Below are 23,201 nucleotides of genomic sequence, written 5' to 3'. Positions count from 1 at the left end.
CGTGGCGTCGAGGCGCGGCCGCCGGTTGCGCGCGAGGAGCCGCTGCGGGGAGCCGCAGGACGCCCCGAGGCGGCGCCGCCCGCCGTCCCCGACGGGCGTCGTGCCGGCCGGCCCCGGCCGGCGCTGCCGCGCCCGGTGTCCGCCATGTCGAGCCCTCCCTCGTCCCCTCGGTGGCGTGTGGTCGTGTGCTGGTGTGTCGCCCGCTGCTGCGGCGGCGGTGTCGTCCGGTCGCGCGGCGTCGGGTCGCGCGCCCGGCCGCGCGCTCTCCGCGTCAGCGCCCGGCGGTGAAGCGCGGGAAGGCGCCCGCGCCGGCATACACGGCGGCGTCGTCGAGCTCCTCCTCGATGCGCAGCAGCTGGTTGTACTTGGCGACGCGCTCGGACCGGGCGGGTGCGCCGGTCTTGATCTGGCCGCAGTTCGTGGCGACGGCGAGGTCGGCGATGGTGACGTCCTCGGTCTCCCCCGAGCGGTGGCTCATCATGCAGCGGTAGCCGTTGCGGTGGGCCAGGTCGACGGCGTCGAGGGTTTCGGTGAGCGAGCCGATCTGGTTGACCTTGACCAGCAGCGCGTTCGCGGTGCCGGAGGCGATGCCGCGGCCGAGCCGCTCGGGGTTGGTGACGAACAGGTCGTCGCCGACGATCTGCACCTTGCTGCCGAGGCGCTCGGTCATGGCCTTCCAGCCGTCCCAGTCCTCCTCGTCCAGCGGGTCCTCGATGGACACGAGCGGGTAGGACTCGACGAGCTCGGCGTAGTAGTCGATGAGCTCACCGCTGCTCTTGGCGACGCCCTCGAACTGGTAGGTGCCATCCTCGTTGTGGAACTCGCTGGCCGCGACGTCGAGCGCGAGCGCGATCTGGGTGCCCGGCTCGTAGCCGGCCTTCTCGATCGCCTCGAGGATGAGGTCGAGGGCGGCGCGGTTGGACTCGAGGTTCGGGGCGAAGCCGCCCTCGTCGCCGAGGCCGGTCGCCAGGCCGCGCTCCTTGAGCACGGACTTGAGCGCGTGGTAGACCTCCGCGCCCCAGCGCAGGGCCTCACGGAAGGACTCGGCGCCGATCGGCGCGATCATGAACTCCTGCACGTCGACGTTGGAGTCGGCGTGGCTGCCGCCGTTGAGGATGTTCATCATCGGGACCGGCAGGACGTGGGCGTTGGGGCCGCCGACGTAGCGGAAGAGGGGCAGCCCGGCCGACTCGGCGGCGGCCTTGGCCACGGCGAGCGAGACGCCGAGGATGGCGTTCGCGCCGAGCTTTCCCTTGTTGTCGGTGCCGTCGAGGTCGAGCATCACCTGGTCGACGAGCCGCTGCTCGCTGGCCTCGTACCCGACGAGCTTGGGGTTGATCTCGTCGAGGACCGCGTCGACCGCGCCCTCGACGCCCTTGCCGAGGTAGCGGCCCTTGTCGCCGTCGCGCCGCTCGACCGCCTCGAACGCCCCGGTGGAGGCGCCCGACGGGACGGCCGCCCGGGCGATGGTGCCGTCGTCGAGGGCGACCTCGACCTCGACCGTGGGGTTGCCGCGGGAGTCGAGGATCTCGCGGGCGCCGACTGCGTCAATGCTGGCCACAGACTTCTCCATCGTGGGGCTCCGAAGGGGTACGCCCCGAGGCTACCCGGCGCGTGGCCCGCCTTGGACGACCGACCCGCACGCCGGACCGGACCATTGGGGCGTATGCCGCGCAGCCGGCTGCGCGGCATACGCCGCGGCCGCCCCGCGTCCCCAGGCGCTCAAGCCGCCGGGTGGGTCAGGCGGTCAGGCGCGTCAGGCGGTCAAGCGGTCAGGCGGTCAGGCGCTGGTAGGCCACGGCGATGGCGGCGCCGAGGTGGGCGTTGTGGCGCACGAGCGCGATGTTGGTGTCGAGGGACTGGCCGCCGGACAGCTCGACGATCCGGCCGAGCAGGAACGGCGTGATGTCCTTGCCGGTGATGCCGCGCTCGTCGCACTCGGCGAGCGCCCGGTCGATGAGCCGGCCGATCTCGGCCGCCGGGATCTCGTCGGCCTCGGGGACGGGGTTCGCGACCGAGATCGCCCCCTCGAGCCCGAGGTCCCACTTCGCCCGCATCATCGCGGCGACCTCCTCCGGCGAGTCCACCCGCAGTGGTGCCCGGTGGCCGCTGGAGCGTGAGTAGAACGAGGGGAACTCGTCGCTGCCGTGGACGACCACGGGCACCCCGAGCGTCTCGAGCGTCTCGAGGGTCAGGCCGATGTCGAGGATCGACTTGACCCCGGCGGACACGACGGTGACGTTCGTGCGGCCGAGCTCGGTGAGGTCGGCCGAGACGTCGAAGCTGTGCTCGGCGCCGCGGTGCACCCCGCCCAGCCCGCCGGTGACGAAGACCCGGATGCCGGCCAGGGCCGCGAGCCGCATCGTGCTGGCGACCGTGGTGGCCCCGTGGGTGCCCCGCGCCATGACGTGGGGCAGGTCGCGCAGGCTCACCTTGGCCACGTCGGGGTGGCTGGCCAGCGTCTCCAGGTCGTCCGGGGACAGGCCGATCCGCGGCACGCCGTCCAGGACGGCGACGGTGGCCGGGGTGGCGCCGCCCGCGCGGATGATCCCCTCCACCTCGAGGGCCATCTCGACGTTGCGGGGGTAGGGCATCCCGTGGCTGATGATCGTCGACTCCAGGGCGACGACCGGCCGGCCCGCGGCCAGCGAGTCGGCGACCTCGTCGCGCAGCGCGAGGGACGGGTGGGGAGTGGTCATCGCTTCTTCTCCTGGCTGGGTCGGGGTGCGTGTCGGCGCAGCTCGGCGTCGACGAGGCTGGCGGTCAGGTCGGGGCGGACGGTCTCGGTGCTGGCGACGGTCAGGCCGGCGGCGGCCTGGCCGAAGCGGGCGGCGTCGACCGGGCTGTCGCCGCGCAGCCAGGCGTGCACGAACGCGGCGGTCATGGAGTCGCCCGCGCCGGTGACGTCGGCGACCTCCACCGAGGGCGCGGCCAGGCTCGTCACCGTGACCCGGCCGTCCTCGCCGCGGCTGCTCAGGATGCTCCCCCGGACGCCGCGGCGGACCCACACGTGGGCGACGCCGCGGTCGTGCAGCAGCCGGGCCGCACGCGTGATGGCGACCTTGGTGTCGGGCACGGGACCGCCGACGATGGCCGCGAGCTCGTCGTGGTTGGGGGTCAGCACGAGCACCGGCCGCTGCGGCGACAGCGTGGCCGCGAGGTGGCGGGCCTTGGGCACGCTCACCGGGTCGATGACGACCTGGACCCCCACGGCGTGGGCGAAGTCCAGCAGCCAGGCCGTCGGCGAGGCGGGGACGTTCCCGTCGACCACGAGCAGGTCGGCGTGGGTCAGCAGGTCACGGGAGGCGCCGAGCTGGCGCACGGTGAGTGCGTCGGTGACCGCCATGTTCGAGATGGCCACGAGCAGCTCCCCGCTCGCGTCGAGGACGGCCAGGTAGGTGCCCGTGGAGCCGTCGGTCGCGATCATGTGGTCGACGACGACGCCCGCACCGCGGGTCAGGGCGACGACCTGGTCGCCGAAGGGGTCGCGGCCGACGGGGGCGACGAGGTGCGTCGGCGTGCCGAGCCGGGCCAGGTTCTCGGCGATGTTGCGGCCGACCCCGCCGGGGGTGGTGATCGCCTCCCCGGGGTTGGAGGTGCGCAGCTCGACGGGGGCACTCGAGCGGGCCTTGATGTCCATGTTCGCGCCGCCCACCACGACCACCGAGTGCGCGGCCGGGCGCACGACGTAGCCGCGCCCGAGGATGACGCCCTTGCGGGTGAGGTTGGACACGTGCACGGACACGGCGGCCCTGGTGGAGCCGAGCCGCTCGGCGAGGGCAGCGGCGTCGAGCAGGGGCTGGGCGCGCAGCAGCTCGACGATCTCGCGCTCGCGCTGCGTCAGGCTCATACTTGGAAGTCTAAAGCACCTTCGGAAATCCAAAGGCGCCAGGGTACCGGCCGGTGCGTCGCCCAGAATGGGCTCGTGGCCCTTGCCGTGTGCCTGCTCTTCGACGCCCGGACCGACCGGGCGCTGCGCCGGCTGTGGGCCAGGCTGGAGGACCAGGGTGTCCCGACCCTGCTCACGCACACCACCGGCGGCACGTGCCGCACGTGTCGTACGCCGTCTACCGGACCTTCGACGTGCAGCGGGTGCTCGCAGCGGTCACCGGGCTGCCGGCCGTCGAGCCGCTACCGCTGTACTTCGACGGGGTCGCCATCTTCCGGCGTCGCCGGGCCGCCCTCGTCGCGGCACCCACACCCGAGCTGCTCGACCGGCAGTCCGCGGTGGTGGCGGCCGGCACGGCGACGGGCGCCGACCTGCACCGGCACTACCTCCCGGGGCAGTGGGTGCCCCACGCCAGCCTGGCCACGAGCGTGCGGCGCCAGGACCTCGGGACCGCGGCGACGGCAGCGTTCGAGATCCTGCCGCTGCGAGCGGTCGCCGACCGGGTCGCGCTGGTCGACAGCAGCACCGGCCAGCGCTGGGACCTCCCGGCTCCGTGACGCCCGCGCCCGGGTCAGGCCTGCTGGTCGAGCAGGCGCAGCGCCCGGCGCAGCTCGGCCTCGGCGTCCGTGCCCTCGGCGCGGGCGCGCGCGACCAGGGCGAGCAGCTGGGACGCGACGTCGTCGCCGGCCGCAGGCACCGCGTCGCCCCGCCGCTCGAGCCGGGCGACCACTTTGTCCGCCGCGAGCAGCGCGGGCAGCGACGCCGGTATGCCGTGGAGCAGCCCTGCGTGCCCCGCCTCACCACCGGCGTGCGCCGCCTTGTCGGCCCGCTCCCGGGCCTTGATCTGCTCCCAGCTGCGCTCGACCTCCTCGGGCGTCCTGGCGGCACCGTCGGCGAACACGTGGGGGTGGCGGCGGACCAGCTTGGCCACGAGGCCGCCGGCGACGTCGTCGATGTCGAACGGCTGCTCCGCGTGCTCCTCGGCGACCCGGGACTGGAAGGCCACCTGGAGCAGGACGTCCCCGAGCTCCTCGCGCATGTGCTCGCGGTCGCCGGACTCGATCGCCTCGGCCGCCTCGTGCGACTCCTCGACGAGGTACTTCACGAGCGACTCGTGGGTCTGCTCCGCGTCCCAGGGGCAGCCGCCCGGCGAGCGCAGGCGGTCCATCACCGCGACGACGTCCAGCAGCCGGGCGCCCTGGACGTCCCAGGACCCGACGACGACCTCCACCTCGGGGGGGTGCGGCAGCCGGGACACCTCGGCCGCCACCGCGTCGGTGAGACCCGGGTCGGCGTCCGCCGACGACACCCAGACGACCGAGGCGTCCGCGGCGCGGGCCACGAGGTCGCGGGCGAGGGCGGGCGGCGCCAGGCCGCCGGCATACGCCACGGGCACCCCGGCCTCGGCGAGCGCGGCGGGCAGCGGCTCGTCCGCGTCGCGCGCGAGGACGTGGTCGGCGGACTCGAGCGCCTGCCAGGCCGACCGGCTCAACAGCCCCGGAGCGACCCGGGGGCTGGCGACGAGCAGGCTGAGCCGGCCGGTCACGTCGGGTGTCAGCCCTGGGGCGTCGCCGGCGCCGTGGGCGCCGGCTGCTTGATCCAGTTCGGTGCGCTGGCGTCGAAGGCGATCCGCTTGGGGTCGAACGTGCCGTAGCGGGGGTTGATCGTGACCTTCGCCTTGTGCAGCGCGTCGATCGCCTCGTTCTGCTGCTGCTGGTCGAGGGCGGCCGGGTTGTTGGGGTTGAGCAGGTCGCTGGTGCGGATCAGCTCGAGCGCGGCGTCGTTGAGCCTGCCGGAGCTGTCGTCCATGCTCGCGCGGACCTGGCTGTCGGAGACGCCCTTGCCCACGCGGTTGGCGACGGGGACGACGAAGGGGGCGAAGACGAGCAGCTGCAGGGCAGTCGCCGTGTCGATCTGGGCGTTCGGCACGACCTCCTTGATCTGGGTCACCGCCTCCTGGACCTCGGTCTCGGAGATGCGGTCGCCGTTCACCACTGCAGCGGTGTCGGCGGTGGCGCAGCCGGAGACGGCCAGCACCCCCGCAGCCACCACGGCCGCGGCCGACGCGCGCAGGACGCGAGTTGCGTTCACGAAGTTCCCTCTCTCGGTGCTCAGCGGGCGGTCGCCGCTCCCTGTCCGGCGCCGACGCGGGCCGCGTCGGAGACGCTGCCCAGCAGCACGGAGCGGATGAGGTCGCTGGCCCACTGCAAGACTGCCGTGTCGCGCAGTGGTCTGCCACCCACCCGAGCCGTGGTCGGCTTCGGCACGAGAATGGTATGCACCGCGTCCTTGACCAACGACTTCGGGTACAGCCGCTGCAGCCGCAGCTGGGCTGACTCGGGCAGGTCGACCGGGCCGAACCGCACGAAGTTCCCCTGGACGGAGATGTCCGCGACCCCGGCCTGGCGTGCCACCGTGCGCAGCCGGGCGACCTCGATGAGGTTCTGCACGGGCTCGGGCAGCGGGCCGTACCGGTCCTGCAGCTCGGCCACGATCTCGGCGAGCTGGTCCTCGTCGAGCACGCTGGCCAGCTTCTTGTACGCCTCGAGGCGCAAGCGCTCCCCCGGCACGTAGTCGTGCGGCAGGTGCGCGTCGACCGGCAGCTCGATCTTGATCTCCGCCGGGGCAGTCTCGCCCTCGCCGCGGAAGTCGGCCACGGCCTCGCCGACGAGCCGGACGTAGAGGTCGAACCCGACTCCCGCGATGTGGCCGGACTGCTCACCGCCGAGCAGGTTGCCGGCGCCGCGGATCTCGAGGTCCTTCATCGCGATCTGGATGCCGGAGCCGAGGTCGGTGTGGCTGGCCATGGTCTGGAGCCGGTCGTGGGCCGTCTCGGTCATCGGCTTCTCGGGCGGGTAGAGGAAGTAGCAGTACGCGCGCTCGCGGCCCCGGCCGACGCGCCCGCGCAGCTGGTGCAGCTGGCTCAGGCCCAGCACGTCCGCCCGCTCGACGATGAGGGTGTTGGCGTTGGAGATGTCGAGGCCCGTCTCGACGATGGTGGTGCAGACGAGGACGTCGAACTTCTTGTCCCAGAAGTCGACGACGACCTGCTCGAGCTTGTGCTCGCCCATCTTGCCGTGGGCCGTCGCGACCCGGGCCTCGGGCACCAGCTCGCGGATGCGGCTCGCGGCCCTCTCGATGCTCGACACCTTGTTGTGGACGAGGAACACCTGGCCCTCGCGGAGCAGCTCGCGCCGGATCGCGGCGACGATCTGCTTCTCGTCGTAGGCGCCGACGTAGGTCAGCACGGGGTGGCGCTCCTCGGGCGGCGTGGCCAGCGTGGACATCTCACGGATGCCGGTCACGGCCATCTCGAGCGTGCGCGGGATCGGGGTCGCCGACATCGCCAGGACGTCGACCGAGGTCCGCAGGCTCTTGAGCTGCTCCTTGTGCTCGACGCCGAACCGCTGCTCCTCGTCGATGACGACCAGGCCCAGGTCCTTGTACCGGATGTCCTTGGACAGCAGGCGGTGCGTGCCGATGACGAGGTCGACGCTGCCGTCGGCGAGGCCGGCGATGGTCTCGCGGGCCTCCTTGTCGGACTGGAACCGCGAGAGGGCGCGCACGGTCACCGGGAACTGCTGGTACCGCTCGCCGAACGTCTGGAGGTGCTGCTGGACGAGCAGGGTCGTCGGCACCAGGACGGCGACCTGCTTGCCGTCCTGGATCGCCTTGAACGCGGCGCGCACGGCGATCTCGGTCTTGCCGTAGCCGACGTCGCCGCAGATGAGGCGGTCCATCGGGACCGTGCGCTCCATGTCGGCCTTGACCTCGTCGATCGACGACAGCTGGTCGGGGGTCTCGACGTAGGCGAAGGCGTCCTCGAGCTCGCGCTGCCAGGGCGTGTCTGGCCCGAAGGCGTGGCCGCTGGTGGCCATCCGGGCGGAGTAGAGCTGGATCAGCTCGGCCGCGATCTGCTTGACGTAGCGGCGGGCCTTGCTCTTGGTCTGCTTCCAGTCCGACCCACCCATCCGGTTGAGGGTCGGCTGCTCGCCGCCGACGTACCGCGTGACCTGGTCGAGCTGGTCGGTGGGGACGAAGAGGCGGTCCCCCGGCTGGCCGCGCTTGGACGCGGCGTACTCGATGACGAGGTACTCACGCGTGGCGCCGCCCACGGTCCGCTGGACCATCTCGACGAACCTGCCGACGCCGTGCTGCTCGTGGACGACGAAGTCGCCCGGCTTGAGCTGGAGCGGGTCGACCTGGTTGCGCCGCCGCGACGGCATCCTGCGCATGTCCTTGGTCGAGCCGCCCGAGCCGGTGGAGCCGGTCAGGTCGTTCTCGGTGATGAGCGCGAACCTGCTTGCCGGACAGAGGAAACCGCTGCCCACCGAGCCGTTGGTGAGGTGGACCACGCCCTCGGTGAGGTCGGTGAGGTCGGCGTCGAGCCGGGCGGGGACCGACTCGGTCGCCAGGACCTCGGCGACGCGCCGGGCCATGCCCGGTCCCTCGGTGACGACGACGACGCGCCAACCGTCCGTGACCCAGCGCCGCAGGTCGGCCACGGCGTCGGGGGTGCTCCCGCGGTAGCGCGGCGCCTCCTCCAGGCCGGTGTTGACGACGACCGCGTCGTCGGCGGCGGTCTCCTCGTCGGCGACGAACGGGGAGAGGTCCCACCACGGCATACCGAGCTCGGCGGCGTGGGCCCGCAGGTCGGCGACGCCCCAGAACGAGGCGGTGCCCAGCACGCCCTGCAGGTCGATCGGGACGGCGTTGCCGGCCGCGGCGTTGGCCCAGCCCGCGTCGAGGAACTCCTGGCTCGTGGCGACGAGGTCGTGGGCCCGGGTACGCACGCGCTCGGGGTCGCAGACGACGACGGCGCTGCGCTCGCGCAGGGTGTCCAGGATGCTCTCCATGCCGTCGACGAGGGCCGGGGTGAGCGACTCCATGCCCTCGACGGCGATCCCCTCGGCGAGCTTGCCGAGCAGGTCGAGGGCCCCGGGCAGCTGGTCCATGAGGGCCCGGGCCCGCTCGCGGACGGAGTCGGTGAGCAGGACCTCGCGGCACGGCGGGGCCCAGAGGCCGTGCTCGGCCACCTCGAGGCTGCGCTGGTCGGCGACCTTGAACCAGCGGATCTCCTCGACGGTGTCGCCCCAGAACTCCACGCGGACCGGGTGGTCCTCGGTGGGCGGGAAGACGTCGAGGATGCCGCCGCGGACGGCGAACTCACCGCGCCGCTCGACGAGGTCCGTGCGGGTGTAGGCCGCGGCCGCGAGGTCCTCGACGACCTGCTCGAGAGGTGCCTCGTCGCCGGCCCGCAGCGCGACCGGGGCCAGCTCGCCGAGGCCCTGCGCGAGCGGCTGCAGGACGGCGCGGACCGGGGCGACGACGACGTCGAGGGGGCCGTAGGTGGCGTCGGTGGGATCGGGGTGGCGCAGCCGGCGGAGCACGGCGAGCCGCTTGCCCACCGTGTCGCTGCGGGGGCTGAGCCGCTCGTGCGGGAGCGTCTCCCAGGCCGGGAAGTCGGCCACGCGGGCAGGTGCGAGGAAGCAGCCGAGGGCGTCGACGAGGTCCTCGGCCTCCCGGGTGGTCGCGGTCACGACGAGCAGGGGGCGCTCGGAGGCGCGCGCCATGGCCGCGATCAGCTCGGGACGGGCACCGGCCGCCACGCTGAGGTCGGCCGACGGCTCGCTCGAGCGAGCGACGGTCAGGGCACCGGCCACGGCGGGGTCGGTGGCGAGGACGTCGAGCAGGGGGGCCAGCGACACGGGCACTTCTCTCGGTGGGGGCAGCACGAACGCCCCACCTCGAGGAGCAGGTGGGGGTGCTCCCACTGTAGTCGCGACTCCCGACAGGCACCCGGGGGCGCAGACTGCAGCCGAACCGCGCGCTCCACGGTCGTGCACCGGGCCCAGCAGCGACTACAGCATCGGCATGGGGTGCCGGCTCCCACACGCTCCTAGGGTCGAAGAGCATCGCCGTCCGACCACTGGGGGAGAGACCATGACGACACGCACGCGGCGCACGCTGACGAGCGCACTGGCCGTCGCGGCCCTCGGGATGACCGGCTGTAGCGGGTCGCCCGGCACGCCCCCTTCGGCAGCGCGTGTCGGCGGTATCACCTCCTCCACGACAACGTCCGGGGGCGGCACCGGGGCGAGCGCCTCCCCGACCACGAAAGCAACCGCGAAGGACCCCCGCGCCCACTTGCCGTCGGCCAAGCCCGTCGGCTCAGTCTCGGTGTCGTATGCAGCGGCCACCGAGAAAGACAAGGGGCGACTGGCCCCGGTGCAGGCCGCCTCGGCCGACCTGATCGACCGCTCGACAGTCCGGACCATAACCGTCGGCGGAAGGTCGGTCGGGGTGGTGGGCGTATACACGGTCAAGAAGTCGGCCGGAAGCAACCCGATCTTCCAGGATCAGTACGTCGTCCAACTGATCAACGCGGTGACCGGAAGGGCCACGACGCCGCAGTTCGTCAAGGCCGACGGACAGGTCCTGGCGCTCTCCACCACTTCCACGGCCGTGGCCGGCTGGTTCACCGGTGACACCGTCACCCTCGTCTACCGCCAGGGCAAGACCCCGGATCTGGCCGCGCTGGCACTCGCCGTGCGCTCATCACCTGTCAAGGGCTGAGCCTCACAAGTTTTCCAACGCGCCCGTGAGGTCAGGAGCCCAATGAGTACCAGCGCCACTCGCACGGTGCGACCCGCACCCCAAGGGCGGGAGCGCATCGTCAAGGGGTCCCGGGGCCCCGTGTTCGTGCAGGCGATCTGGGCTGCTCTGGTCATGAATGTGCTCACCTTCGGAACCACCACGACGGTGGTCCCCCTTCCCACTTCGATCGGCAAGATGATCGCCCAGGGCTCCCTGCCCGTGGCGTTACTGCTCGCTCTCGTCGCCAACCGGCGAGGGCTTGTCCGGGTGAACCTGTTCATGAGCCTGCTCACGGTCCTCGCAGTGCTAGGACTGCTTGTCAGTCTCCACAACGAGTTCTTCCTCGGATCGACGTATCGAGCGGTCCGCTTTCTCCTGTTTCTCACTGTTCTTTGGCTTTTGACACCGTGGTACGGACGCCGCGACATGCTCCTCCTTCGCTGTCACCGACGCGTGCTGTGGGTGGCCCTTGGCACGGTGTTGTTGGGTGCGGCAATCAGCCCCGGCTCGGCCTTCTCATTCGAGGGACGGCTCGGTGGAGTGATCTGGCCGATCTGGCCAACCGGCGTGGCGCACTTTGCTGCCACCCTTTTCGGGACAACCGTGGTGCTGTGGACCTGCCGGGTGATCACGGGAAGAAATGCGACATTGGCACTGGTCATATCGGGCGCGGTCCTGATCGCCACTCACACGAGGACCGCCGTCACCGGGACTGTCGTCGGCCTCATCGTCGCGACTGCCAGTCTCATGCTCGGCCACGTACGCGCTCGAAGAGTGGCCCTTGGAAGCGGAGTCGCAACGGTCGTCGCAGCCATGTTCTTCGCCTCGGCGCTGACGACGTGGGCGCTCCGGGGGCAAAGCACCAGCCAGGTCGGTGAGCTCACGGGGCGGACCAAGGTCTGGACGGACGTCTTCGACACCCCGCGTCCTATGGTCGAGCAGGTATTCGGTTCCGGGCTCTCCAACCAGAGCTTCAACGGGCTGCCGATCGACAGCAGCTGGGTCAGCGTGTTCGTCGACCAAGGGCTGATCGGGGTCTTCCTGCTGGCGACGGCCGTGTTGCTGCTCTTCCTCATGGCAGCCACCCGCGAGCGTGGGCCGCAGCGAGCTGCCGCGCTGTTTCTGCTGACGTACTGCGTGGTGGCGTCCATCACCGAAACCGGCCTCGGGGCCGCCGCCCCGTACCAGCTGGACCTGGTCGTTGCCGCCGCCCTCCTGATGCGACCCGCCCCCGGCGGTGGCGGATGAGTGTGCTCAACGCCCGCCGACGATCGGGCTCACGAGCAACTCCGTCGCTGATGACCGACTCCTCTTTGCGACACCGGAGAACCTGTACACATGGCCAACGGAACCGACATGGCTGACCTCCCCTCGGTCGGTGGACCCACCCGCGACTGCGGTTCGCCACCACTCGTGATCGCGACGCTGCATAGACCCCAGGGGTCGACAGGTGTTCAGACGCATGTGCAGGAGCTTCTGCAGCATCTCGAGCGCAGCGGTCGCACCGCCACGCTGCTGACGCCGTTCTCGTGGGGCGGACCGCTGAGCATTCCCGTATTCGGTCCGCGCCTGATCCTGTCGCGAGTGAGCGCGTCCGCCGGCATCATGTGGCACCGGCACTGGCATGAGGTCTTTCTCCGGAACGCGTTGCGCAACCACTTGGGCAGGCTGGGCGACTGCATCATCTACGCCCAAGGGCCACTGGCGGCCCGCGCCGCCATGAAGGCCAGGCAAGGTCCACATCAGCGCGTGGTGATGGCCGTCCACTTCCGCGTCTCGCAGGCGGACGAATACGTCGAGAGCCGGCAGATCAAGCGCGGGGGCTGGGTCTTCCGTCAGATACGCCAGGTGGAACGCGAGGTGATTCCCAAGCTCGATGGTGCAGTGTCTGTCACCAAGTGGGCCCGAGACGCGCTGGTGGACTGGCTGCCCGATGCGGCCGCCGTCCCTCACGCCATCATCAGCAACTTCGTCTACCGACAGCGCGCGCACGTCGAGACGGAGCTGCTCGGCGATCTGGTGACGATGGGCCGGCTGGAACCCGTAAAGAACCATCGTTTCCTCTTGTTGGCGCTCGCTGAGGCGAAGCGGAGAGGACGGGCCTACACCCTGGATATTTTTGGGGAAGGTGTGTGCCAAGCCGAGCTCGCGGACATGGCGGTCGCGTTGGGACTTGAGGACGAAGTTCGTTTTCGAGGCTTCAGGGACGACGTCAGAACGTTCCTCCCGCGCTTCCGCGCGTACGTCCATGCTGCGTACTCCGAGTCTTCCTCGCTGGCGATCATGGAGTCGATGGCGGCGGGTCTGCCCATCGTAGCCGGCTATCTGGAGCCCCTGACGGAGGTGTGTGATGACGGCGTCGAAGCGAGGTTCTTCTCGCTGGAGGACCCGGTCGAGGCCGCGACTGTGTTGATCGACCTGCTGGAGTGTGAGCCGGCGAGGGGCGAGATGGCGAGGGCCGCTCGCGCCCGCTTCGATCGTGACTTTGACGCGGACACCGTAGCTCCGCAGCTCATGTCCTTCTTGGAGGGCACCGAGCAGAGAACGCCTCTGGAGGGCACCGAGGAGACAACGCCGAGGGCGGGGCGTGGAACATTCATGAGTCTAAGCACAAGTGGAGGAGAAGAACCGTGCACGCGTACGTCATAAACCTCGCCCGGTCGCCGGAGAGGCGAGCGCACATCACGGCCGGCCTGGAGAAGACCGGGCTGGACTTCGAAATCATCACGGGTGTGGATGGTCGAGACCTCGACTTGGACGACCGAACCACCATCGCACCGGAATTGCTGGCAAAGAACGACTTTGCCGCTGGGACGGCGGGGTGCGCCTTGAGCCATCTTCGGGCTTACCGCAAGATCATCGCGGACGGGCACGACTTTGCGTTGATACTCGAGGACGACGTAACCGTACCGGCCGATCTCGGTTCGATCGTGGACCAGATCACGCCACACATGACGGGGGCGGAAGTCGTGCTGCTGAACTACGGCAGCAAGGAGGGTCCCCGCTTGGGACGGGAGGGGAGCATCCCACTCTCGCCATCAAGCGTCCTTGCACTCCCCATCGACGTCAACGACCTGGTGAACACTGCGGCCTACATCGTCACCCGAGCCGCCTGCGAGCGTTTGAGCCAGCACCTCCTACCGCTGCGCGCCAACGCTGACGACTGGGGATTCCTCTATCAGGAGGGGTATCTGGAACGAATTCGTTGCGTCCATCCCCTCGCTGTCACGAAGAGCGCTGCCTTCGAGTCGACCATCGGGCTCTACTCGCTCGGGAATGGAGCGGTGTCCCGGCTCGCAGGGACTCTGCTACGTCGTAGAATTCCGTTGTTGCGCAGCGTAGTTTTGCGCAGACGACAACGCATCCTTCGTCGGTGGGAACGGTCTGAGGTAGTCGACAATCCGTTCACATTGAGGCCGTCAAGGCTGGATTAGCCTGATCGGTGGGCGTTGATGGGAATCCTCGAGAAGCAAGGCGATCCGGGCGAGCGTCGGCTGATGCCCCATTCGGGCCAGTCGGAACCCTCCCTTTCCACCCCAGCACCGCGGAGGGCGCCGTGGTTCATGGATCGCCCAACCGACCGCCCCGCGGGGTCTGCATGCAGCTCATGACTAGGCGCCCCGTGCTGCTCTTTGCCACGGCGGCCGTATTGGCAGCGGGCATTTCAGTCGCGTGGAGCGCTTGGCCGTCTGCGCCACCATCCCCCTTCCAGCGTCTTCGGCTGCCCACGGGCAGTGCCGTGTCTGACGACACGTCAGCCGTCACCCTCGGGGTCACGTTCATCCCGTCGATCGATGGGTACGTGACAGGGGTGGAGTTCCGCCGCGACACCATGGGGAACCTCGCCAGGGAAGTGCAACTGTGGAACTCGACGGGCAAGCAGCTCGCCACGTCGTCCCAAACACCTCATGGAACTGGGCTCGTGCAGCAACTGTTCGGAGAGCCTGTGCCCGTGAAGGCAGGCGCTCAGTACGTCGCGTCCTACTTTGCTCCCGCCGGGCGCTACAACTCGGTGGAGCAGGCGCGAAGGAAACCGCAGACCTCGGGTCCATTGACCGCGCCAGCGAACGCCGGTGTGTACAGCTATCAGACGGAGACGACGTACCCAACGCAGACATGGGAGTCGTCGGACTACCAGGTGACGCCGCTATTCGTTGCGAAGCTCCCCGGCGCACCCCGACCGTCATCGTCGAGGTCCTCCCGCTCGAGCTCGCCCCGCCCCTCCGAGATGCCACCAACGTCGGCCGTGGCGCCCACCACGTACCCGACGTTGCCGCCGATCGCCGCGATGCCTGCAACCCCGGAGGCATACAGGTGTGTGCGGACGGACGCGCAGGGCAAATGCTTCTATCCGGCAGTTCCGTACATCACCGGCACCTCCGACAATCCGTATTTGAACCAGAACATCTGGGCAGCGGCGAGCGACCCCACATACCAGCAGTCCCTCTTCGGCCGCAGCCCACGCGACTGGTACGTGTCCGTCAACGCCAATACGCACTCTGGCGGCGTGCAGGCGTTCCCCAATGTCGGCTGGAACATGGCCGGCGTCGTTGATGCCATGCCCAAGACTGTCACCTCCTGGTCCGTGGACTTTCCCCACGATGGAAAGACCATCGCCTGGGCGGCCTATGACCTCTGGCTGAACGATTGGGCCGACGAGGTCATGATTCAGGTAGACATCTCCGCGAACGACCGCTACAACTGCCAGAACGTCGCGTCCGCGACGTTCGGTGGCAGACCTTGGCACATGTGCCGGTTTGGAGCAGAGCGGGTGTGGAAGCCGGGCATGGACGACGGCAGCATTCGCAACGAGCCGATCGGGTCCATCGAGATCAAGCAGTTCCTGGTCTGGATGGAGGATCACGGCCACCTGCCGAGGAACAGCACATGGACCGCTGGCAGTTTTGGGTTCGAGCCTTGTGACACAGGCGGGGCGACGGCGAAGATGAAAGTCACGGACTTCTCCTGGATGATGCTTGCTCCTTGACGCGCCAGCTTCTTTGCGCCCACCCGACTCTTGTCCCGTGAGGCAGAATTCGCAGGAACTCGCCATCGTCGCGAACGCAAAATGTGAAGCTGCGTCACCTCCTGTGGTGCACCCGTTGATCAACTGGCGCTCACGCGTCTCCCTGTACACGCACTCGCTGGCGGCTTCAGCAGGCTTGGCTCAGTCGGTCAGGCCTGGGTCACCACATCGGGCGTGTCGAGTGCCAAGGGCTCGACGACTCCCAGACTCTCGTCGGTCTCGTCGGCACCCACCAGCATCACATAAGGCAGGCTCAGGCCGGCTGCACGCAACAGCTCCCCGGTGGTCTCGAGCAGCTCCGGGGTCGCGCGTCCTGCTGTGACGAGCGGGATGACTTGGTCGACCCACGTCCCAAGGCTCTCGGCGTCCACACCGGGATTCACCTCGGCGAGCACGAGGACCACGTCGGCTGCGTCCCAACGTGCTCCCCATTCGTCGCCCATCGACACAGTGGCGCCCCCTGCATAGCCGGCCGCGAGCGGGCCACGAGCCAGCTCCGGGACGGACCCGGCCGGCCGGTACGCCTCCACCGTCCCGGCCTCGTGCTCACCGCGGCGACGGACGCGACGTGGGGCGCGCGCCAGGGCGCCGCTGCGGCTCAGGTCGACGAGGACGACGGCGAAGCCGCGCTGGCGCAGGGCCTCGCCCAGTCCGTGGACGACTGCCGCAGCGGCGGCTGCGTTGCCGACCGCAGCCACGGCGACGCGATGGGGTGCCCTTGACGTCCCCGTCCGGATCACCGTCGACGCGGCGCCCTCCACGAGGAGGTCGAGGTCACTTCCGCGCCACCCTCGCTGCCCGCGACGACGCGGGAAGAGGCGCGCGAGCCCGCGGGCAGGCGTTCCGGCAGAGGCCACCGAGTACGCGACCGGGACGTCGAGGGCGAGGGCGATGTCGTGCCGCCGCCGGAGTCGGTCGGTGGTCAGGGCGCGGAAGAAGACGATGGCGACTCCCAGTGCCAGGCCCCCGAGCAGCCCCGACCCGACGTCCAGGACGAGGGTCTTCTTGTGCGAGCGGGTCACGGGGTGGGCGGCATCGAGCACGTGGGTGCTGGCAAGGGCGGCGTCGAGTCCCATCGTGGCATCGTCGGAGGCCTGCTCCAGCTGTGCGACCTGTACAGCGAGCTGCGCTCGCTGGGTGACCACGTCCGTCGACTGGCTCTGCGCCCCTTGGTCCAGGCCGCGGATCTGCGCCTGGAGTGCGTTGATCCTCGACTGGTAGCCATCGACGATGCCCGCCGTGATCGAGCCCAGCTGCTCGCGACGGAACCGCAGGAACGTCTCGCTGAGCACCTGGCTGCGGTGGACGGCGTCGGCGTCGCTGGCGCCCGTGACCGTAACCGTGAGGATCTCGGCGGTGGTCGCCTGGGCGCTGACCGAGCCCTGGAACGCCTCGGGCGACACGGCCAGCCCGAGCTGCTCGACGGTGCGCTGGGCGACCTCACGGGTGTTTAGCAGGCTCAGGTCGGTTGCCATGGCAGCGGCCGGGTCGAGGTCGGCTGGGTGCACCATCAGGATCGTGACCGTTGCCGCGCTCCCCGGGGGCAGGTACACGACGACGGCCAGCCCGAGCAGGGCGCCAACGGCGGCGAGCCCGACCCATGTGCGCCAGAGCCGACGGAGTGAGTTGCGCAGGTAGTGCAAGGTCCCGAGCAGGGGACGCGGCGTGCCGGCGAGCTCGTCCTGCTCGTTCTCGGGGATGCGCCACGACGTGTCGATCACGGTCTCCTCCTGCGGCCCTGGAGCGAGGCGGCCTCCCCGTGGACCGGGGTGCCGGTCATGAGCGAGGGCAGCGGGACGTGCTGCGCACGTTCGGCGGGTGCCAGCCGGCCGGTCGTCCTGTCGAGCACGTCGGGGTCGACGACCACGATCCGCGCGATGGGGTGCCCGCTGTCGTCCGCCACGAGTGCGACCGTGGCCAGCTCGTTGGAGGTGGCTGCACCTGAGCTCACCGCAAGGATGGTGACGGAGCGACCGGCCTCTCGGACGTGTAGCACCGGGTTCTCCCTGTCGACGACGACGACCCGGACGACCAGGTCGTCCCCGGCCTGCAGCACCGGCTCTCCGGTGTCGACGAGGAGGCCCGGGCGGGGCTGGGTGCCCGCGGTGACCCCTGCGCACGCGGCCCACAGGGCATTGGCGGAGGGATGCGACTGGGCGGCCACCAGGTGCGTGCGCAGTCCCGTCGAGGCGGCGAACGCGGCGATCTGGGGACCCGCCGCCAGGCCGCGCACGTCGTCCGAGAGCGTGAGGACGATGACGCCCGTCGGTGCCTGGTCGCCCTCAGCCTCCGGAAGCAGGCTGCCGGCGTGCCCCGGGGTGACCAGGCGCAGCAGCTGTCGCAACGTCCACGTCTCGACGTTCGGGGGAGCGTACTTCTGCAGGAGGGTGGACCACCCGGCCACGGACCGCGGTGCCTGGCTCTGCAGCGAAGCCGCCACCGGGATGCCCACGGCGTCGGCGATCTCGTCCCGGGAACGCACGGTCGGCTCGCGCCGCCCACGCCAAACGATGACGATGACAGCCAGCAGGACGAGCAAGGCCGCTCCACCGAGCTCGTAGGTGCCGTAGTGGACGATCTGCGGGGTCGTGCGCCCAGGCGTGGCCGGCTGGATCACGCTGGCCGCACCCCCCGGCTGGCCGTTCGTGGCGGCGTCGATCTCCTTGTTGACCTGGTCGAGCTGCAGGGCCAGCTTGCCCTGCTGAGCCGTGAGGTTGGACACCGCTGTGGCGTCCGCCTTGCCCGTGCTGGAGGTGAGGCCCTCTTGCGCGATCCGCTGCTGCGTGGCGGCCACCTGGGCGTTCACGCTGTCCAGCGACACCTTGAGCGCCTGCGCCCTTGCCGCGAGCGCGTCCCGCGCATCCTTGCCCGTGGCGTCGGCGGAGGCCTTGAGGTAGCTCACCTCCGCCTGCGCCACGGCCTGGGCCAGCGCCTCGGCATTCTGGCTGGTGGTCCCCGTGGCCGTGAATCGAAGCACGTCGTCGGTCGTGGCCGCCACCGTGACGCGGCGGCTGACCTCAGCCTGGCTGAGCTCCGGCTTGACGGCCTTGCGGGCGACGTCCAGGACGGCCTCGCTCTGGGCGATCTCGACCTGGGTGTCGATGCTGTGGGTCACCGAGGTGGTCGAGCCGGCCGGGGCGGCCGGCAACAGGACGAGGCTGGAGCTGGTGAAGTCCGCCGGGTGGACATAGGCGACCGCAGCGCCCGACGTGGCGCCGAGGGCGGCGGCCGCGACCAGGACCCCCACCCTTCGGCGCACCACCGCCCACGTCGACCGGAGGTCGATCACCTGCTCGCTCATCGCCGTCCCTCCTGCTGGGTCGTGCTCGGCGTCCGAGTGGCGCCCTCGGGCACGGCGACCAGCCGACGGGCTGCCGTGGGCCGCTCCGTCGCCGTGCTGTCACGTGTCCCGGAGACGTCGCGCATCCTTTCGAGGCCCCGCATCGCCGAGAGAGCCCCGGTGTCCGCGAGGTCGAGCGTGGTCGTCAGGACGAGCTCGCCGTCGACATAGCCGGAGCCGACGAGGGTGCTGGTGGGTACCCGTGTGCCGAACCGGGGTGAGTACCAGCCGCGCACCGGGTCTGTCCCGCCACGGTGGGCGGCCCAGGCCAGCGCGTCGGGCACCCGCAGCCATGCGGTGCCCGCGCCGGAGGGGCCGTGCCAGGACAGCTCGGCGACCGGGCCGTCGAGCGCCACCTCCACCTCGGGGCCGAGGTGCCAGGCGAGCCGCACGGTGTGCGGGCGCGACGAGGTCACGGTGTCGCGGACGGTGACGACGCGCGCCACCGTGTCGAGCTCCACCCGGCGGTCGTGCCGCAGGGCGCGGTCCAGGCGGTGGTAGCCGTCGTGGTGCGCCGACCACGTCTGCACCACACCGTCCAGGTCGCTCTCGTCCACCACGGCGTCGGTGCGCGTCGACCACAGGAACGGCCCGCCCTCGACCGACTGGCTCTGGCCGTCGACCTCGATCGTGTTGTGCGCCAGGGTGGAGCGGAAGTACGACCGCCACGCCGGCTCCCCGTGGTAGCAGTACGTGCCGGGGTCGGCGAGCAGGTCGACGCTGTCGCACCGGACCTCGACCGACAGCGCGTCCGCGTGGCCGTGGGCCGCCATGGCGCCGAAACCCTGCGGGCCCCCGTCGCACCGGCACCAGATCTCCGGGCCGCCGCCGTGTGTCCTCAGCAGGTGCAGACCGGCGTCCGCGAACCGTGTGGGGGCCCGCTCTGGCCGGCCGGCCACCGGGACCGGGGTGGCGAGCGACCCGAGCAGGACACCGCCCACGGTTCCCGGGGCCTGCGGCCACCACGGCTGCGCGCCCAGGACCGCTGCGCCCCACGACAACATCGAGGACCACGTGTCGCCCTCGGGGTCGTCGACGAGCAGGCCACGGCCCTCGTCGCCGTCGCCCTGACGCGGTGGCCGGCCGGTCCCGTCGACCATGGCCGCAGCCGCGTCGAGACAGGCTGCCAGCAGCCGCCGGGTCGGCGCCGCGAGCGGCTCGCCCGCCACGTCGGCCTCGACCAGGCCCAGCAGGCCGAGCTCGGCGACGAACCGGTGGTAGTCGGAGGCCTGCTCGCGGTTCACGCCGCTCGGAAAGGTGTTGGCCTCCAGGGAGGACTCGAGGGCGCGCGCGGCCGAGCGGCGCCACTGGCGGCTCTCCTCGAACCAGGGGAACGCGCACGCCGCGGCGAGCAGGCCGACCGACTCGGCGACCAGGTGGTTGTTCGAGGACGAGCCGCGGCTGCGGAAGGCGGCGAGGTACTCCTGGTGCCAGCGCAGCTGGTGCAGCGCCACCGGGTTCTCGTCGAACAGCGCGGCGGTGCCCGTCCACCCGTCCAGCAGTCGGCGAACCCAGACCCAGCTGGTCAGCCGGGTGCCGAGCTCGATCCCGCTCGTCCAGTGGATGCCCGAGAGGAACGGGTTGGCCGCCCACCAGGAGCGCAGCTGGCGGTCCACCACCACGGCGTACCGCTCGTCGCCGGTGAGCCACCAGGCGGCCGCGAGGACGGTGAGGTGGTGGTGGCGGGACAGCTCCCAGACCGATTTCACGTTGCCGGTCACCGACTCGTCGCGGTGGTCGACGCGGAAGGCGAGGACGTCCTGCGGCGCCCGCCGCCCGGTCACGGGGTCGGCGAACCAGTCGGGGTCCAGGACGTCGGGGCGCCGCACCCCCAGCACGAGCCATTCCCCCGCCAGGAGGCGGTCGGCGGCCTCGAGCAGCGCCTCACGGGCGGCCACGGGCACCAGCTCGCGCGTACCCACCGGGACGGCCGACGCGAACGGCCTGCGCTCCAGCACCCGGGGGACTCCGGCGAGCCCGCGCCTCCCGCCGCCGGCGGTGACGGCGGCGCCGGGTGCGACCCGGCGTCGGGACCAGGCGAGCTGCCGGGCGCGGTCACCCACGCGTGCGCCGACCTCGCCGGGCGACATCGCGCGCAGCCGGCGGGCGTACCAGCCCAAGGACCTGCTCACAGCTTGACCGGCCCCCCTGACGAGAGGCTCTCCTCGACCGCGATCGTGGCGAGCGTCGTGGAGACCAGCGAGTCCAGGCCGATCGGCATCGGACCGCCTGCCCGGACCGCCTCGACGAACGCGGTCACCTCCGCGCGCTGGCCCTTGTCCTGGCCGGCATACGACCGCTTGACGTCCTTGCCCGACCGGCTCCACACGGTGGCACGGGTGAAGTTGTCGAGCCGGGCGTTGCGCCCCGCCCCGGAGACGTCCAGCGTCTCCTTCGGGAACCGGGCGTTGCCGTCGGTGGCGTACGTCAGCGACGCCAGCGAACCGTCGGCGTAGCGCAGCGTCGCCTGCAGGTCGGCGCCGTCGGAGGTCTGGAAGGCCGTCACCTCGACCGGCACGGACCCGGTCCACGCGCTCACGGTGTCGATGAAGTGGCCACCCTCACCGAGGAACCGGGAACCCTCCTGCTCCTCGTCGAGGTACCAGCTGCCCGAGGAGAGCTGCCCGGCGTTGACGAGGTAGCGCAGACTCACGGGGCCCGCCGTCGCCCCGAAGCGCCGGCGCAGGTCGGTGAACAGCGGGGCGAACCGGCGGTTGAAGCCCACCATGACCCGGTCGTTCCCGGTCCGGCCGACGGTCTCCAACACCCGGTCGACCTGCTCTGTGGTCAGGGCCAGCGGCTTCTCGACGAAGACCGCCTTGCCGGCCTCGAGGGCCCGGCACACGAAGTCGGCGTGGGAGTGGTGCCTGGTGACCACGAACACGGCGTCGATGCCGGGGTCGGCCAGCACGCTCGACGCATCGGTCGTCATCGCCCCGAACCCGAACTTCCGCTGCGCGTTCACCGCCGACAGCGACCGGGTGGTCGCCACCGTCGCGAGGGTTGCGCCCGGCAGCTTGGCGAGGTGCGGCAGCAGCATCGAGCTCGCATAGGCACCCGCGCCGATGAAGCCAAGGCGCACTTCCCCCGTCGCGGTGCCGCCGCCCGTCCGCGGGCCGGTCGTGGCGCGCCGTGGCGCGGTCAGCGTGCGCGCGTATGCCGTGGACGGCACCGCCGTGACGCCCTGGGCCGCGTCGTCGGCGTCCGGGTACGCGAAGAGGAACCCGATGCCCTTGAGCGATCCGTCCCGCAGCTGGCCGTACACCTGCTCGGCGTCGGCCACGGGGCGGGTGCCCGAGACGAGCGCCGAGACGTCGACGGACCCGGACGCGAGCAGGTCCAGGAAGCACTGGAGGTTGCGGCGCTCGGTCCAGCGGACGTAACCCGCGGGGTAGTCGACGCCCTCGAGCTCGTACTTGTCGTCGTACCGGCCCGGCCCGTAGGACCGCGAGAAGCGGACGTCGAGCTCCTTCTCGTAGTAGGCGTTCCACGGGAGGTCGAGCTTCGTCTTGCCGATGTCCACCACGCGCGCCCGGTCGCGGGCGATGCGGGCAGCCAGCTCCACCGGGCCGTTGCTGTCACCGCCGGCGGCGAGGAAGACGTGGTCGGCACCGAGGCCGCCGGTGGCAGCCGCGATGGCACGCTCGAGCGCCGCGGCGCCCTCGCCGTCGGGGGTCCCGCTGGCGATCGCCCCGGCCTCCTCGGCCATGGCGCAGCGCACAGGTACGGTGTCCACCCCGACGACGCGGACCCCGGCCGCGACGAGCAGCCGGACCACGAGCTGGCCGATCAGGCCCAGCCCGATGACGCACGCCAGCTCACCGAGCTGGGGCTCGCTGCGGCGGACACCCTGCATGGCGATGGCGCCGACCGTGGCGAACGCCGCGTGCTCGGGGGCGACCCCCTGCGGCACGTGGACGCACAGGTTCCTGGGCACCCAGTTGAGCTCGGCGTGCAGCGCGAACTCGTTACCGGCGGCGGCGACCAGGTCGCCGACGGCGAACTCCTCCGCCCCGGCTCCCACCTCGACGACGACGCCGCACAGGGAGTAGCCCAGGGGCGTGTAGCTGTCGAGGGTGTTGATGGCCTTCTTGTACGTGGCGACCGGGCCCTGCTGGGCCATGGAGTCGAGGACCTTCCTGACCTGGTCCGGCCGGGCGCGCGCCTTGCCGAGCAGTGACAGGCGCGCCTCGGTCACCTTCATCATCTCGGTACCGGTCGAGATCAGCGAGAAGAGCGAGCGGACCAGCACCCCTCCCGGCTTGCACGCCGGTGCCGGCACGTCGAGCACCGTCAGCTCACCCGACCGGTAGTTCTGCGCCACCTGCTTCACGACCCCTGCCCCCTGC

16 protein-coding genes are annotated in these 23,201 nt (G+C 71.0%); 6 read left to right on the top strand and 10 right to left on the bottom strand.

The window, feature by feature from the left end:
- Window positions 1-271 precede the first annotated feature (271 nt).
- The 3 genes from eno to ACYVDO_RS11105 form a co-directional block, all read right to left on the bottom strand.
- Window positions 272-1,561 (bottom strand): phosphopyruvate hydratase, encoded by a 1,290-nt coding sequence (gene eno / locus ACYVDO_RS11115; protein WP_460935750.1) that lies wholly within the window; start codon window positions 1,559-1,561, stop codon window positions 272-274.
- A gap of 211 nt (window positions 1,562-1,772) precedes the next feature.
- Window positions 1,773-2,699, bottom strand: coding sequence for a pseudouridine-5'-phosphate glycosidase (locus tag ACYVDO_RS11110; protein ID WP_460935748.1), 927 nt, complete (start codon window positions 2,697-2,699; stop codon window positions 1,773-1,775).
- Window positions 2,696-3,850: a PfkB family carbohydrate kinase gene (locus tag ACYVDO_RS11105; RefSeq protein WP_460935746.1), complete on the bottom strand. Its 1,155-nt coding sequence runs from the start codon at window positions 3,848-3,850 to the stop codon at window positions 2,696-2,698. Before ACYVDO_RS11105 ends, ACYVDO_RS11110 begins: the two co-directional genes overlap by 4 nt.
- Window positions 3,851-4,053: 203 nt before the next feature.
- Here ACYVDO_RS11105 and ACYVDO_RS11100 point away from each other — a divergent pair, with 203 nt between their 5' ends.
- Window positions 4,054-4,446: a 2'-5' RNA ligase family protein gene (locus ACYVDO_RS11100; RefSeq protein ID WP_460935744.1), complete on the top strand. Its 393-nt coding sequence runs from the start codon at window positions 4,054-4,056 to the stop codon at window positions 4,444-4,446.
- A gap of 14 nt (window positions 4,447-4,460) precedes the next feature.
- Here the strand turns inward: ACYVDO_RS11100 and ACYVDO_RS11095 are convergent, their stop codons facing one another.
- Genes ACYVDO_RS11095 through mfd form a run of 3 tightly spaced genes read right to left on the bottom strand, consistent with a single transcriptional unit; the run spans window position 4,461 to window position 9,597 of the window.
- Window positions 4,461-5,435 carry a MazG family protein gene (locus ACYVDO_RS11095; RefSeq protein WP_460935742.1) on the bottom strand — a complete coding sequence of 325 codons (975 nt, stop codon included), beginning with the start codon at window positions 5,433-5,435 and terminating at the stop codon, window positions 4,461-4,463.
- 8 nt (window positions 5,436-5,443) lie between these two features.
- Entirely contained in the window at window positions 5,444-5,980 is a 537-nt protein-coding gene (locus ACYVDO_RS11090; RefSeq protein ID WP_460935740.1) for a hypothetical protein, read from the bottom strand.
- A 20-nt stretch (window positions 5,981-6,000) separates the two neighbouring features.
- Window positions 6,001-9,597, bottom strand: coding sequence for a transcription-repair coupling factor (gene mfd, locus ACYVDO_RS11085; protein WP_460935738.1), 3,597 nt, complete (start codon window positions 9,595-9,597; stop codon window positions 6,001-6,003).
- Between the two features lie 235 nt (window positions 9,598-9,832).
- Between mfd and ACYVDO_RS11080 the strand changes: the two genes are divergently transcribed.
- The 5 genes from ACYVDO_RS11080 (at window position 9,833) to ACYVDO_RS11060 (ending at window position 15,473) form a co-directional block, all read left to right on the top strand.
- Window positions 9,833-10,465, top strand: coding sequence for a hypothetical protein (locus ACYVDO_RS11080; RefSeq protein WP_460935736.1), 633 nt, complete (start codon window positions 9,833-9,835; stop codon window positions 10,463-10,465).
- Between the two features lie 120 nt (window positions 10,466-10,585).
- Window positions 10,586-11,734 carry a hypothetical protein gene (locus ACYVDO_RS11075; RefSeq protein ID WP_460935734.1) on the top strand — a complete coding sequence of 383 codons (1,149 nt, stop codon included), beginning with the start codon at window positions 10,586-10,588 and terminating at the stop codon, window positions 11,732-11,734.
- A 90-nt stretch (window positions 11,735-11,824) separates the two neighbouring features.
- A complete protein-coding gene (locus ACYVDO_RS11070) occupies window positions 11,825-13,135 on the top strand; it encodes a glycosyltransferase family 4 protein (protein ID WP_460935731.1) in 1,311 nt (436 codons plus the stop codon).
- Window positions 13,117-13,920 (top strand): glycosyltransferase family 25 protein, encoded by an 804-nt coding sequence (locus tag ACYVDO_RS11065; protein ID WP_460935729.1) that lies wholly within the window; start codon window positions 13,117-13,119, stop codon window positions 13,918-13,920. Before ACYVDO_RS11070 ends, ACYVDO_RS11065 begins: the two co-directional genes overlap by 19 nt.
- Window positions 13,921-14,225: 305 nt before the next feature.
- Window positions 14,226-15,473, top strand: a complete 1,248-nt coding sequence (locus ACYVDO_RS11060; protein WP_460935727.1) for a DUF4082 domain-containing protein — start codon at window positions 14,226-14,228, stop codon at window positions 15,471-15,473.
- A gap of 188 nt (window positions 15,474-15,661) precedes the next feature.
- Here ACYVDO_RS11060 and ACYVDO_RS11055 read toward each other — a convergent pair whose 3' ends face one another.
- Genes ACYVDO_RS11055 through ACYVDO_RS11040 form a run of 4 tightly spaced genes read right to left on the bottom strand, consistent with a single transcriptional unit; the run spans window position 15,662 to window position 23,185 of the window.
- The gene (locus ACYVDO_RS11055; RefSeq protein ID WP_460935725.1) at window positions 15,662-17,233 is read right to left on the bottom strand and encodes a YveK family protein; all 1,572 of its coding nucleotides are present in this window, start codon (window positions 17,231-17,233) and stop codon (window positions 15,662-15,664) included.
- Complete coding sequence (locus ACYVDO_RS11050) at window positions 17,230-18,813, bottom strand: hypothetical protein (RefSeq protein ID WP_460935723.1); 1,584 nt, start codon at window positions 18,811-18,813, stop codon at window positions 17,230-17,232. The genes ACYVDO_RS11055 and ACYVDO_RS11050 overlap by 4 nt, the downstream gene beginning before the upstream one ends.
- Window positions 18,810-20,984, bottom strand: a complete 2,175-nt coding sequence (locus ACYVDO_RS11045; protein ID WP_460935721.1) for an alginate lyase family protein — start codon at window positions 20,982-20,984, stop codon at window positions 18,810-18,812. The genes ACYVDO_RS11050 and ACYVDO_RS11045 overlap by 4 nt, the downstream gene beginning before the upstream one ends.
- A complete protein-coding gene (locus ACYVDO_RS11040) occupies window positions 20,981-23,185 on the bottom strand; it encodes a bi-domain-containing oxidoreductase (protein ID WP_460935719.1) in 2,205 nt (734 codons plus the stop codon). The genes ACYVDO_RS11045 and ACYVDO_RS11040 overlap by 4 nt, the downstream gene beginning before the upstream one ends.
- Window positions 23,186-23,201 lie beyond the last annotated feature (16 nt).

The organism is Phycicoccus ginsengisoli (genome assembly GCF_054779295.1).
The sequence above is the reverse complement of the archived record's forward strand: the minus strand, read 5'-3'. Positions and strand labels throughout refer to the sequence as shown.

Coding starts and splice junctions, on each gene's coding strand:
- ACYVDO_RS11105 (WP_460935746.1), bottom strand. CDS start 3,850: ATGAGCCTGACGCAGCGCGAGCGCGAGATCGTCGAGCTGCTGCGCGCC.
- ACYVDO_RS11080 (WP_460935736.1), top strand. CDS start 9,833: ATGACGACACGCACGCGGCGCACGCTGACGAGCGCACTGGCCGTCGCG.
- ACYVDO_RS11050 (WP_460935723.1), bottom strand. CDS start 18,813: ATGAGCGAGCAGGTGATCGACCTCCGGTCGACGTGGGCGGTGGTGCGC.
- ACYVDO_RS11110 (WP_460935748.1), bottom strand. CDS start 2,699: ATGACCACTCCCCACCCGTCCCTCGCGCTGCGCGACGAGGTCGCCGAC.
- ACYVDO_RS11070 (WP_460935731.1), top strand. CDS start 11,825: ATGGCCAACGGAACCGACATGGCTGACCTCCCCTCGGTCGGTGGACCC.